The sequence below is a fragment of the Mycolicibacterium pulveris genome (assembly GCF_010725725.1).
Taxonomy (GTDB): Bacteria; Actinomycetota; Actinomycetes; order Mycobacteriales; family Mycobacteriaceae; genus Mycobacterium; species Mycobacterium pulveris.
In genome coordinates this window covers 3,999,194-4,011,913 of record NZ_AP022599.1, presented here as the reverse complement: position 1 = coordinate 4,011,913, position 12,720 = coordinate 3,999,194, and the positions used below count along the sequence as shown (strand labels likewise).

13 protein-coding genes and 1 pseudogene are annotated in these 12,720 nt (G+C 67.3%); 1 reads left to right on the top strand and 13 read right to left on the bottom strand.

Annotated features, from left to right (window positions below; translation table 11 throughout):
* Positions 1–53: 53 nt before the first annotated feature.
* From G6N28_RS19475 to G6N28_RS19435, 9 genes and pseudogenes are all read right to left on the bottom strand, one after another.
* A complete protein-coding gene (locus G6N28_RS19475) occupies positions 54–899 on the bottom strand; it encodes a TauD/TfdA dioxygenase family protein (protein WP_163903110.1) in 846 nt (281 codons plus the stop codon).
* Positions 900–913: 14 nt separating this feature from the next.
* The gene (locus tag G6N28_RS19470; protein WP_163903108.1) at positions 914–1,249 is read right to left on the bottom strand and encodes a hypothetical protein; all 336 of its coding nucleotides are present in this window, start codon (positions 1,247–1,249) and stop codon (positions 914–916) included.
* Position 1,250: 1 nt separating this feature from the next.
* Entirely contained in the window at positions 1,251–2,510 is a 1,260-nt protein-coding gene (locus tag G6N28_RS19465; RefSeq protein WP_163903106.1) for an aromatic ring-hydroxylating oxygenase subunit alpha, read from the bottom strand.
* 25 nt (positions 2,511–2,535) lie between these two features.
* Positions 2,536–3,279, bottom strand: a complete 744-nt coding sequence (locus G6N28_RS19460; RefSeq protein WP_163903104.1) for an SDR family NAD(P)-dependent oxidoreductase — start codon at positions 3,277–3,279, stop codon at positions 2,536–2,538.
* A gap of 15 nt (positions 3,280–3,294) precedes the next feature.
* Positions 3,295–3,567: pseudogene (locus G6N28_RS19455) on the bottom strand (2Fe-2S iron-sulfur cluster-binding protein); the annotation flags it as partial.
* A gap of 136 nt (positions 3,568–3,703) precedes the next feature.
* Positions 3,704–4,123: a Zn-ribbon domain-containing OB-fold protein gene (locus G6N28_RS19450; RefSeq protein ID WP_163903102.1), complete on the bottom strand. Its 420-nt coding sequence runs from the start codon at positions 4,121–4,123 to the stop codon at positions 3,704–3,706.
* Between the two features lie 5 nt (positions 4,124–4,128).
* Positions 4,129–5,337: a thiolase family protein gene (locus G6N28_RS19445; protein ID WP_163903100.1), complete on the bottom strand. Its 1,209-nt coding sequence runs from the start codon at positions 5,335–5,337 to the stop codon at positions 4,129–4,131.
* Positions 5,338–5,365: 28 nt separating this feature from the next.
* Complete coding sequence (locus G6N28_RS19440; RefSeq protein ID WP_163903098.1) at positions 5,366–7,582, bottom strand: acyl-CoA dehydrogenase family protein; 2,217 nt, start codon at positions 7,580–7,582, stop codon at positions 5,366–5,368.
* Entirely contained in the window at positions 7,579–8,592 is a 1,014-nt protein-coding gene (locus tag G6N28_RS19435; protein WP_163903096.1) for an NAD-dependent epimerase/dehydratase family protein, read from the bottom strand. Before G6N28_RS19435 ends, G6N28_RS19440 begins: the two co-directional genes overlap by 4 nt.
* 113 nt (positions 8,593–8,705) lie before the next feature.
* On the opposite strand from G6N28_RS19435, the gene G6N28_RS19430 reads away from it, so the two are divergent.
* Positions 8,706–9,293, top strand: coding sequence for a TetR/AcrR family transcriptional regulator (locus G6N28_RS19430; RefSeq protein ID WP_179962118.1), 588 nt, complete (start codon positions 8,706–8,708; stop codon positions 9,291–9,293).
* A 7-nt stretch (positions 9,294–9,300) separates the two neighbouring features.
* Here G6N28_RS19430 and G6N28_RS19425 read toward each other — a convergent pair whose 3' ends face one another.
* From G6N28_RS19425 to G6N28_RS19410, 4 genes are read right to left on the bottom strand one after another with little or no spacing between them, the layout of a single operon-like run.
* Positions 9,301–9,753, bottom strand: coding sequence for a MarR family winged helix-turn-helix transcriptional regulator (locus G6N28_RS19425; RefSeq protein ID WP_163906442.1), 453 nt, complete (start codon positions 9,751–9,753; stop codon positions 9,301–9,303).
* 22 nt (positions 9,754–9,775) lie between these two features.
* Entirely contained in the window at positions 9,776–11,029 is a 1,254-nt protein-coding gene (locus tag G6N28_RS19420) for a metal-dependent hydrolase family protein (RefSeq protein ID WP_163903092.1), read from the bottom strand.
* Positions 11,026–11,361, bottom strand: coding sequence for a hypothetical protein (locus tag G6N28_RS19415; protein WP_179962117.1), 336 nt, complete (start codon positions 11,359–11,361; stop codon positions 11,026–11,028). The genes G6N28_RS19420 and G6N28_RS19415 overlap by 4 nt, the downstream gene beginning before the upstream one ends.
* On the bottom strand, positions 11,361–12,626 hold the full coding sequence (locus G6N28_RS19410; protein ID WP_163903087.1) for an aromatic ring-hydroxylating oxygenase subunit alpha: 1,266 nt from the start codon (positions 12,624–12,626) through the stop codon (positions 11,361–11,363). The genes G6N28_RS19415 and G6N28_RS19410 overlap by 1 nt, the downstream gene beginning before the upstream one ends.
* Positions 12,627–12,720 lie beyond the last annotated feature (94 nt).

The window sequence follows — 12,720 nt, the reverse complement described above, 5'->3', positions numbered from 1 at the left end:
GGGACGCCGTCGTCAACGACGGGGCTGTGCAACCGCTCAGCGTCGCGCCGCCGTCACTGGATCGGCTCGTCGCCGAGGATGGTGGTGCGCAGCATTTCGCGGGGTGAGTTGGCGTCGTACGGGGTGGCCCGGTGCAGTACGCCGCGGTTGTCCCAGATGACGGTGTCGCCGACCGACCAGTCGTGGCTGTACACCCGGTCGGCTTCGGTGGCGCGGTTCAGCAGGTCGGCCAGCAGCGCCCGGCCCTCCTCGAGGTCCATCCCGACGACGTAGTCGGCCGAGGCGCCCAGCACCAGCGACTTGCGCCCGCTGCGGTGGGTCCACACCAGGGGATGTTCGTGGGTGGGCCGTGCGCGCCACCGCGCCAGTTCCTCGGGGGTCGGGTCGGGGGTGACCCGGCGCTGCGAGGCCTCCAGCGAGTGCACGACCCGCAGCGACGCCAGCCGCTCCTTCTCGGCGTCGTTCAACGCGTCATAGGCCCCGTAGGTGCTGGCGAACTCGGTCTGCCCGCCGCGCTCGGCGACCTGCTTCGCGGACAGCACGGTGGCCTTCTGCGGGTACTCGTCGCCGGTGGGGGTGCAGCCGTCGATGTGCCAGTCGAAGGTGGCGCGCAGATACGCCGCCGACGAGTTCTTCGACGTGTCGAGGGTGACCGGATAGATCCCCGGGACCGGATGGTGGCCGTCGGAGGAGTGATCGATCTCCCCCAGCCGCCGGCAGAACGCGACCTGCGCCTGCGGGTCGAGGTTGAGCGCCGGAAACACCAGCACGCCGTTGTCTTCCAACGCCTCCAGCACGGCAGCGCCCAACGCGTCGTCTGCGCCCAACGCCGCCGGGTCCAGCCCGGTGACCTCGGCGCCGACCGACGCGGTGAGCTTGGTGATGGTCAGCAGGCTCATGGCTGAACCTTTCGTCATGGCACCGGCGCGCTGACGCGGTTGAGCATGGCGTCGGCGGAGTCGGTGGGTTTGGGCTGGCCGAAGACCTCGATGGCCATCGACACCATGATCATCGAGTAGATGAGGTGCAGCAGGTTCAGCGCGTCCTCGGGCACGTCGTCGAGCGGAAACTTGTCGCAGTAGTCGATCGCTTCCTCGAAACGCGGGGTGAACGCGTCGTAGAACTCGCGTAGCTCGGTCATCGGGGTGTCGAGCCGCGCCTGCCAGCGTTCGGGTTCGGTTGCCAGGCACCATTTCTCGGCGAACCGTTCGAACTCGGCGAAGGCGCTCGGTAGGCGTGGTTCGGTCACGTCACACCCCCACCGGTGCGTGTGCGGCCTTGTACTCCTCGACCCAGTCCACAGCCACCTTGTGCAGATGGCGCACCAGGATCTCCTGATCGCTGAGCGGGAATTCGTCGACGACACCGTACTCCAGCGCGGCCTGGGTGCCGCCCAGCATGCCCGCGTCCTGTAGCGCGAACTCCTTGAGGACCACCGCCGCCACCTCGTGCTCGACGCGCTCGCGCACGGTGCGGGCCGGGTGAAACGCGGTGTAGGCCTCGAACTTGTGGGTGTTGTGCGACGTCGGCCAGTACCGGTACAGCAGGTACCAGCCGTGGTAGATGAGGATCTCCAGGTTCGGAAAGATCTGAAAGTTCGTGATGCCCCACGGCTCGATCCCGCCTGGGTTCAGGCCGGCCGAGAAGTGCGTCTCGGGGGTGCGCCACGGGCCGACAAGTCCACTGCGCGTGACCCTCTCGACGGGATACATGTACTCCGGCGCCAGCTTCCACCGCCGGGTTCCTGCGGTGGACACCAGCCGGTGTGGCCCGTCGATCTGGAAGTGCCCACACTCGAAGGTCGCGTTGGGTTGGCGCACCGCGCTGGGCACTTGCTGCGAGTGCAGCGACGGCACGTGGTAGTACTCCTGGAACGCGTCGGCGAAGATCTTCCAGTTGCTGTTGTTGTGCGCCTCGAACTCGTAGCGTTCGGTCATCAGCTCGAAGGGGTAGTCGTCCAACGCGGTGATCATCGGGCCGAGGTATTCCCGAAGGCTCCACCTCGGCTCGGGATCGAAGTTGATGAAGACGAAGCCGTTCCACACGTCGCAGTTGACGGGCTTGAGCCCGTATTGCGACGTGTCGAGTTCGAAGAACTCGCCCTCCTGCTGGACGAAGGTCAGCTCACCTTTGAGGTCGTAGCGCCAGCCGTGGTACTTGCAGGTGAACTGGCGGCAGGTGCCCTTCACCTCCTCGTTGGGAAAGTCGTTCCACACCAGCTTGTTTCCGCGATGACGGCAGACGTTGTAGAAGGCGCGGATCTTCTCGTCCTTGCCTTTCACGACGATCACCGACGACTTGGCGGCGTCGATCTCCCTGGTGAGGTAGCTGCCGACGCGCGGCAGTTCTTCGACGCGGGCGATGTTGAGCCAGGCCCGCTTGAACACCGCCTCGCGTTCGAGCTCGTAGAACTCCGGTGACGTCGAGTCGCGGAACGACACCGGGCCGGTTCCCAGCTCCGGATAGTGCTCTGTCCAACTGCCTTCTGGTGGTTTAGGCCAGCGCCCCATGAGACCTCCTCATCGCACACTCATCTCACATCACCGAGCCGCCGTTGACCCCGAGGGTCTGCCCGGTGATGAAGCCTGCTTGTTCCGAACACAGGAATCCGACCGCGGCCGCGATGTCGTCGCCGGTGCCGAGATGGCCCAGCGGGATGCTGGCGGCCATCTGGTCGTTCGCCGGCAGATGTCCGGCCGCCTGGCTCTGATGCTGCATCGGTGTTTCGATGCCCGACGGTGGGATGTTGTTCACGGTGATCCCGACCGGTCCGTATTCGCGGGCAAGCGATTTGGTCAGCGACAGCAGCGCGCCCTTGGATGCGGCGTAGTGCGCCATGCCCGGTGAGCCGCGCTGGGCGCTCGAGGACGAGATCATCACTATGCGGCCCCAGCCCGCCTCGATCATGTCGGGCAGCGCCACCTGGCAGCAGTGAAACGTGCCGGTGAGGTTGACCGCGATGAGCCGGTTCCAGGCCGACTCGGTGATGTCGGTGAACGGACTGAAGTCGACGACGCCCGCGCTGGTCACCAGGATGTGCACCGGACCGAGTTCGGCTCGGGCGGCGGCGAAGGCGTCCTCCACCGCGGCGCGATCGCTGACGTCGGTGCCCAGCCCGAGCGCCCGCACGCCTTTTTGCCGCAGGTCTTCGGTTACCCGTTGTGCGGCTTGGTCGTTGACGTCGAGCACGGCGACGCTGTGCCCACGCGCGCCGAGCTCGTGGCAGATCGCCTCGCCCATCCCGGATGCCCCACCGGTCACCACTGCCACGCGGCTCATCGCTGTCCTTCGCTCTTACTCGTAGACCACTCGAACAGATCTGCTGGTCGGCAACGCCTGACACGTCAGGATGTAGCCCTCAGCGACCTCGTCGTCATCGAGCACGTCGTTGTTGACCATACGGGCGCTGCCCTCGAGGAGGCGCGCGATACACGTACCGCAGGAACCGATTTCGCATGAATAGGGCGCTCGCAACGCCGCCGAGCGCGCGCACTGAAGCAGGGTGTCGCCTCGGCGGTAGCTCACGGTGGTGGTGCGGCGGTCCAGTTCGATCATCACTTCCTGCGTGGTGCACGCGGCGTCGGGAACGTCGACGACCACAGCGGTGTCGCTCAACGCCAGCTCGTCGGACATCGCCGCTACAGTATCAAGTACTTGTTACTGACTCAAGACCGGCGCGGTCCGTGGACCTCGGGGCTTCCGGTCAGGTGGTCGGCGCCGGTTCGTAGCGCAGCATCGTGACGTCGTGTTCGGGGTAGTCGCAGAACACCGGCCGCACCCGCATGCCCACGCGCAGATCGGCGGGGTCCACGTTGACCAGCTCCGTGGAGAACCGCGGACCCTCGTCCCATTCGACGATGGCCAGCAACTGGGGCACGGCGTCGGCGAAGTGTGGCCCGACGGGCCTGCGCGCCACCGTGTACGAGTACAGCGTCCCCACGCCGGAGATCTCGCGCCATTCCAGGTCGTCGGCGAGCGTGCGGGGCGCGCGCACCCGCGGATAGAACACGTAGGAGTCCGAGGACGGCGAGTACTGGATGACGATGCGGTGTTGAGTCAGCGCGTCCCAAAACGGTGCGGTGGTAGGGGTCTTGACCGGCATCGGTCGGTCAAAGGTCGTCACGGTTGTCAGTCTCCTTCGAGGATCAGCGCGGTCTGCTCGGACAGGATTCCGCCGTTGCCGGACACGAACGCGCGGTTGCAGTCGGCGACCTGCGCGGCCTGCGCACGGCCCATGATCTGGCGGGTGGCATCGCAGACGTGGTGCATTCCGCCCGCCAGGCCCGCCTGGCCGAACCCGAGTTGGCCGCCCGCGGTGTTCAGCGGGAAGTCGCCGCGGAAGGTCAGGTCGTGGTCGGCGACGAACTGCATGCCCTTGCCCTTCTCGCAGAAGCCGGCGTCTTCCAGCGACAGCAGCACGGTGATCGTGTAGCAGTCGTAGATCGACACCATGTCCATGTCCTGGCGGGCAAGACCGGTCATCGCGAACGCGGTCTCTGCGGCTTGAGCCATCGGGGTGTGCAGCAGATCGGCGGCATAGGTCGGCGTCTTGAACGGCACGTGCTCGCCGAATCCCTTGATCCACACCGGCCGGTTCCGCGCCCGCTTGGCGATGTCGGCGTTCGCCACCACGACGGCCGCGCCGCCGACGCACGGCATCACGATCTCGAGCATGTGCAGCGGATCGGCGATGACGGGGCTGGCCAGAACGTCGTCGATGGTCAGCGGCGTGTCCTTCCAGATGGCGCCCTCGGTGTGGTTGGCGTTGACCCGCTGATCGACCACGATCTTGGCCATCGCGCGCTCGTCGTACCCGTAGACCGCCCCATATCGGGTCGCGACCTGCCCGTACGGCCCGTTCTGGCCGAGGTTGCCGTAGGGGATCTCGAATTCGGCCTGCGGAGAACCGTATTGGTTGCTCGAGGAGCCGAAGAACACGGCGTCGACGAGCGGTTTGGGCTTCTTCTCCGACATGTGGGTGATGTAGCGCGCGGGCAGTGCGCACAGCACGACGTCACAGAGCCCGAGTTCGACGGCGGCCGCCGCCCGCCACACCATGGCGGCCGCGCTGGCACCGCCGAGGTCCACCAGCTCGGCGAAGTTGGCGCCGACGCCGAGGTATTCGGCGACGGTGGAGGGCACGAAGATCTCCGACTCCCCCAGATGCGAGGTGACGATGCCGTTGACCAGCTCAGCCGACAGCCCGGCGTCGGCGAGCGCGGCGGCGGACAGTTCGGCCCACTGTTCGATGGTGAACGGCGCGGGCCCCGCCTTGTTCATCCGTTCGGGCGCCCACTCGACGTAACCGACGATGGCTGCTTCTCCGCGTAACCCCATGTGTTGTCCCCTGTTTCGACTGTGATGCTTACTTGCGTGGCAGGCCGAGGATCATCTGCGCGATGATGTTCAGCTGAATCTCCTTGGTGCCGCCGCCGATGAGCTCGGCTGGCACCCGCAGATACGGCTCGACGACCGAGGGCTCGGAGGCGGCGACCATCGCCAGTCGGCCGGTCGATCCCAGGGTGGCGGTGAAGGTGCGGCGCAGCAGCACATTCATCGCGACCTTGGCGACGCTCGACGTGGCCGGCGAGCTCTCGCCGTCGAGCAGTCGCAGCGTCTCACGCACGCCCAACGCCTTGATGGCGTGTGCGTAGGCGTCGAGTTCCCCGAGCTCGCGCACCATGTCCTCACGGTGGCCGGGCGTGGTCGCCAGGCGCCGCAGGGCCGCGGCCCTGTCGTATTGGACGTATCCGCTGATCGCCGAGCGTTCTTCGGCCATCGTGGCGATGGCCAGGCCCCATCCTCCGGTCGGCTCGCCGAGCAGCATCTCGTCGGGCACGAACACGTCGGTGAGGAACACCTCGTTGAAATCGGTGTCGCCGCTGGCCTGTTTGATCGGGGCGACCTCGATCCCGTCTGCGGCCATGTCGACGATGAAATAGCCGATCCCGCGGTGTTTACGCGCGGCCGGATCGGTGCGGGCCAGCAGCGCGCCGTAGTCGGCTCGGTGTGCCGAGGAGGTCCAGATCTTGTGCCCGTTGATCCGCCACCCGCCGTCCACCTTGGTCGCGCGCGTGGCCAGCGCGGCCAGGTCGGATCCCGCGCCGGGCTCGCTGAACAGCTGGCACCAGACCAGTTCACCGCGCTGCGTGGCGGGTATCAGCTTCTCCTGCAGCGCGGGGGAGCCGGCCCGGATCACCGACGGCAGAATCCATTCCGCGATGCCCAGCGAGGGCCGAACCAATCCAGGGCGCTTGGTGAACTCTTCGTCGATGATGAGTTGTTGCAGCGGAGTGGCGTCGAGTCCCCACGGGGCCGGCCATTGCGGGGCGATCAGGCCGGCCTCGGCGATGGTCGTGCGCTGCGGGCCGGTCGCGAAGTGCTCGTAGTCGCCTTGCCGTCCCGGTCCGTCGTTGTGCTGGGCGGCGGCCGCGTCCAGGGTCGCCGCGACCTGGGCCCGGAAACCGGCCTCGGCGTCGCCGAGGTCGACGGCGAAGTTGCGTGTGCGGGTCGTCGTGGCCTCCCCCAGCCGCCGGGCCCAGCCGCTTCTGGTGCCGATCGACCCGGCCAGGCTGGTGGCGCGTCGCCAGTACAGGTGCAGATCGTGCTCCCACGTGAAACCGATGGCGCCGAACATCGTCAACGTGTCCAAAACCAGGTCCGGGCAACCGGTGACGGCCATCAGGGCGGCGCCTGCCGCGGCCATCGCGTGCTGTTCGACGGGCTCCGTTGCCGCGCGTACCGCGTCCCAGGCCGCAGCGCTCGCCAGTTCGGTGTTGACCAGCAACATCGCCGCGTTGTGCTGCAACGCCTGGAAGGTGCCGATCGGCGTGCCGAACTGTTCCCTGGTGCGCAGGTGGTCGGTCGCGGCCTCGACGCACCACTGCGCGATGCCCGCGGCCACGCACGCCGTCAGCGCGACGGCGACGAACAGCGCACGATCGCCGTCGATGCCGTCCAGCGCGCCGGACACCCGGTGTCCGGCCAGCCGGAGGGCGCCGAGGTCGGTGAGCAGGTCGGTGCCGGCGACGGGTTCGACGGCGACCGTGGGCTCGCTGGTGTCGACGGCCAGCCACACCGTCTCGCCGTCGTCGGTGTGCGCGCCGACCAAAGCGACTCCGGCCGAACAGATTCCCGCCGTCACCTCCGATGTGCCGGTTACCAGCCAGCCGTCGCCGTCGGCGTGGGCGCTGAGGTTTGCGTCCTGCGGCAGGACCAGGGCGGCCGGAACGCCGGCGGCCAGCCGGGTGAGCACGGCGTCGGTCGTCGGCGACGGGTCGGCCAGCAGCGCGACCGCTCCCGCGGTGACGGTGGGCAGCAGCGGCCCGGCCAACGCCGCTTTGCCGGCCGCCTCGAGCACACAGGCGGCGTCGAGCAGTTCCCCACCCTGACCGCCGTGGTGCTCCGGCAGGTGCACGGCGTGAAACCCGGTCGCGGTGAACTCGTCCCACCACGCAGGCAGACGACCCTGCGCCAGTGAGTCGAACGCCGCCCGCGACGACGCAATCGGGGCGCGCCGCGCGGCGAACTGGGTGACGGCGCCGGCGAGTTCGCGCTGCTCCGGGGTGAGCGCCACTGTCACAGTGTCTCCTTGGCGGTGCGCCGGGCGTGTTTGAAGAAATGCGCGGCTGCCACGATCGCCTCCGGCGTCGGCGCGGGATTCCAGCCGAGTTCGCGAACGGCCTTGGAGTGGTCGAGCGGCGTCATGATGTGCATCAGCCGGATGTTCAACGGGGTGAGCCGGGTGTCGCGGCCCCGCAGGCGGGCGATCCAGCTGTTCGGATAGCTCATCGCCGACATCAGCCGGATCGGAACACGACGTTGGGGCGGCTCCACACCCACTGCTCGGCAACCGATCTCGTGGATCTCGCGGGTGCTCATCCACCGCTCGGAGACGATGTAGCGTTCGCCGATGCGGCCGACCTCGCCGGCCAGCACCATCGCGCGGGCGGCATCTTCGACACCGACGACTTCGGCCGCGTAACCGTCGATGTAGTAGGGCATCTTGCCGTGCACCGCCGCCGACAGGAGCCCGCCGTGCGGTGTCGGCAACCAGTCACCGGCACCGTACGTGTTCGACACGCACATCGCCACGGCGGAAAGCCCTTTCTTGGTGGCGTGGCTCAACACCAGCCGTTCGGCGGCCACCCGGCTGCGCACGTAGTAGCCGCCGATGTCGGCCCAGTTGTGTTCGGTGCTTTCATCGGCCGGCCCGTTGCGGGCCAAGCCGATGGTCGCGATGGAACTCGTGTACACGAATCGGTGCAGGTCGGCCTGTGCCGCGATGTCGAGCACCCCGCGCAGCCCCTCGACATTGGTGCGCCACAACGCGGTCGGGTCACGCAGCCACGGGCGGGCGTCGACGACGCAGTAGTACACGACGTCGCAGCCGCGCATGGCCGCCTCGACACTTTCCAGGTCGAAGATGTCGCCGTATCGCACGTCGACGGGTAGCCCGTCGATACCGCGCCTGGAACTGGTGGCACGGATCAGCACGCGGACGTCATCGCCGCGCGCGACCAGTTGTTTGGTGACGTGCGAGCCCAAGAACCCGCTGGCACCGATGACGAGTTTCTTCGGAGTCGGCTTCATTCACCCGTTGTCACGATGCTCGATTCACCTCGGTCATACGAGACGAACCGTCTCGTCTTGCCAAAGACTAATCCCGCTGGCACCATCTGTAAAGACCGGACAGCTCCGGACAGATGTGGAGAAGGCCATTGACCAGCCCCGCGAGCGCTCCACGCCGTCGCAGCGAGAAGTCGCGCGTGGCGATCGTCACCGCCACCAAGGAGCTGTTGTTGGAGCGCGGTTTCGACGGGCTGAGCATCGAAGCCGTGGCGGCCCGCGCCGGGGTCGGAAAACAGACGATCTACCGCTGGTGGCCGAGCAGGCCCGCGCTCGTCGCCGACGTTCTGCTCGAGGACGCCGACAAGATCCTGCGCCCGGTCGAGCACACCGACGATCTCGTCGGCGATCTCACCCGATGGTCGGTCAGGCTGGCCACCACGCTCACCACTGCGCGCGGCAACGCGATGCTGCGGATCCTCACCGTGGCCGGATTGGAACACGAGGACACCAAGGCGCGGATGTATGCCGCGTTCAGCGTGCCGCTGCACGACAGCGTGCGATCACGGTTGGCCGCCGACGGCCTCGACGAGGCAACCGCCCGTGCCGCCGCCGACGCGATCGTCGGCGGCATCGTCTACGCGATCCTCAACGAGGGCAGGGCGTTTCGGCGCACCCGCGCCGAGGCCATCACCCGCACCGTGCTCAGCGGTGTCGCCGGCTGATGAGGCCTCATTCGCCGATGTGGTCGTTGAACAGCGTGTGCCCCGTGCCCTTCTCCACCACGCGCGCCAGCAGATCTCGCAGCGTTTCCTGCTCTTCGGGGGTCAGCACGTCGAACACCGCGTCGTGCGCGGCGATCGCGTCCCGGACCGCCGCGGCCGCCACGTGGCCGCCCTCCTCGGTGAGGTAGGCCCGAAGGATCTTCGCGTGCTGCGCGTCGGGCTTACGCTCGACCAGGCCGCGTTGCTCGAGCGCTTTGAGCGCCAGCTGCACGCCCTGCGGGCTGATCAACAGCCGCCTGGCGATCTCGGCGCCGGAGAGCCCCGGCTCGTTGGCGAGCTGGCGAAGCACACCGATCTGCGCGGTGCTGACACCGTGGCCGCTGATCGCGTCGTTCACGGCCGTCAGCGCGAAGTACCACGCCTGCTTGAGATGCCACAGCGTGTTGTCGACCAGTTCCATGCTCGTCTGTCGTGCCACTGTGTTAGCTCCCGTCGTGCTTGTAGACGCGGCCGCCCTTCATCACAAATCGCACGTCAAGGGTGGTCGAGATGTCAACCGAAGGATCGCCCGGAACGGCGATGATATCGGCGAGGTACCCCGGGGCGAGACGGCCCAGTTCGTCGTCGGCGTCGATGAGCTCCGCGCTGGTCACCGTCGCCGCCCGAAGCGCCTGCATCGGCGTCATACCGCGGTCGACCAGCGCACAGAGCTCTTTGGCGTTCTGCCCGTGCGGAATCGCCGGGGCATCGGTTCCGCACGCGACGCGCACCCCGGCGGCAATCGCCTTCGGCAGCATGGCCTGCGCACGGGGAAACACCTCGTTGGCCTTCTTCCGCAGCTCCGGCGCGATGCGGTCGACGGCCATCGCCTCGGTGAGATACGTCGTCGAGACCAGGAACGTGCCGGTGTCGGCCATCAACTTGATGGTGTCGTCGCTGGCCAGGAAGCCGTGCTCGATGCAGTCGATGCCGGCGCGAATGCAAGCGCGAATGGCGCTGTCCCCCACCGCGTGTGCGGCGACCCGCACGCCGGCCCGGTGCGCCTCGTCGGCGATCGCGGCGAACTCCTCGTCCGAGTACTGCTGGGCGCCGGGCGCGGTGCTGTGCGACATCACGCCGCCCGATGCCGACACCTTGATCAACTTGGCGCCGTGGCGAACCTGGTAGCGCACACACGCCCGCACATCGTCGACCCCGTTGGCGATGCCCTCCGCGACCGACAGCGGCATGATGCCTGGCGCCAACCGCTGAAAGACGGTGGGGTCCAGGTGTCCGCCGTACGGCGTGACGGCGTGGCCGGCGGGATAGATCCGCGGGCCGTCGTGCCAGCCGGCGTCGATGGCGCGCTGCAGCGCGACGTCGAGCAGATAGCCACCCGTCTTGACCATCAGCCCCAGGTTGCGCACGGTGGTGAACCCGGCGTTCAGCGTGCTGCGGGCGTTGACCGCGCCGCGCAGGGTCCGAAACACCGGATCGTCCTGCACGCCGTGCATCGGGCTCGGCAACCCCTCGGGTCCGCCCGGCCCACCGATGAGCAGGTTGAGCTCCATGTCCATCAGGCCGGGCAGCAGGGTGACGTCGCCGAGATCGAGCTGGACGGCCGAATCAGGCGGCGGCTCAGCCGAATTGACCGAGACGATCCGGTCGTCCTCGACGACCAGCACCGCGGGCGAGCGCACCTCGCCCGCCGCCACGTCGGCCCAGCGCTGCGCGCGCAGGACGGTGCGCCCCGTCATGGAACGGGTTCAGACACACAGTCCAGCGTCGTGGCTCCGGAGTCGGGTACGCGGGGTTGCTTCCAGCACTCGACGGGGAACGACACCGTGATCATCGCGTACAGCAGGCGCATCAGGTTGAGCACGTCCTCGGGCAGGTCGTCCAGCGAGAACTTGTCACAGTAGGCGATCGCCTCCTCGGCGCGGGGGGTGATCGCGTCGTAGAACGCCTGCATCTCGGTCATCGAACTGGCCATCCGCTTCTGGTAACGCTCGGGTTCGGTGGCCAGGCACCAATCCGAGAAGCGTTCCAGGTCGGCGAATTCGGGCGGCAGCATCGCGGTCACCGGCATCACACCCCCGCCGTCTTGCGCTGGTAGTCGTCCACCCACGCGGCGGTCTCCTTGTGCAGGTGCCGGATCAGCACCTCCTGGTCGCACAGCAGGAACCTGTCGACCGCCCGGCTCTCCACCATGGTCTGGGTGGCTTCGAGGGTGTTGGCGTCCTGCAGCCCGTACTCCTTGAACGAGACCGCCGCCAGTTCCTGGGCCACCCGCTCACGCGGGGTGCGCGGCTGCGGGAAGTACAGGGTGCCCTCGAAGATGTGGGTGTTATGCGACGTCGGCCAGTAGTGGTAGGTCAGGTACCAGCCCTGGCCCCAGATCAGGATGGTGAAGTTCGGGAACAGCTGGAAGGAGTCCAGGCCCCACGGATCGCATTTGGCGGGGTTGACACCGTCGGGCATCGGCCCGAGTTCCGGCTTGTCCCACGGGCCGAAAAGACCGCTCTGGCAGATGTCTTCGATCGGCTTGCGCATGGTGGGGTCCAGCTCCCACGCGCGGACCCCCGACGTGCTGACCAGTCGGTGCGGTCCGTCGATCCGATAGTGCGGCGCCTCGAAGCCCGCCTCGGCGGCCGCCTTGGAGTACGTCGACGGCGACTGGTTCGCGTGCAGGATCGGCGCGTGGTAGAACTCCTGGAACGCGTCCATGTACAGCTTCCAGTTGGCCTTGACCTCTGAGCGGTACTGCCACCGAGAGGTCATCTGACCGAAGGGATAACCCTCCAGGCCGGTGACCATCGGGCCGAGGAAATCGCGCAGCGACTGCTCGGGTTCGGGCGCGAAGTTGACAAAGATGAACCCTTCCCACACGTCGCAGTGCACCGGCACCAGCCCGTACCGGCTCTTGTCGAGGTCGAAGAACTCCTCCTCCTGCTGAACGAAGGTCAGGTTGCCGTCGAGGTCATAGCGCCAGGCGTGGTACTTGCAGGTGAACTGCTTGCAGAAGCCGGAGGTCTCCTCCAGCGGCATGTCGTTCCACACCAGCTTGTTACCGCGATGCCGACAGACGTTGTGGAAGGCCTTGACCTCGCCGGAGGAGTTGCGCACCACGATGATCGAGGTGTTGGCGACCTTCAGCTCTTTGGTGAAGTAGCTACCCTTGCGCGGAAGCTGTTCTGTCCGGCCGACATTCAGCCACGCCCGCTTGAACACCGCTTGGCGTTCGGCCTCGTAGAACTCGGGGCTGATGGAATCCTCGTAGGACACCGGCTCGGTGCCCAGTTGCGGGTAGTGCTGTGTCCAGCTGCCCTCGGAAGGTTTGGGAAATCGAGCCATCGCTTGTTCCTGTCGACTCGGGATCGCGGTACACAAAGCCTGCAGCGCTGACCGTATCTGTTCGGATCTTCAATCGCAAGTAGTTGATACTCCC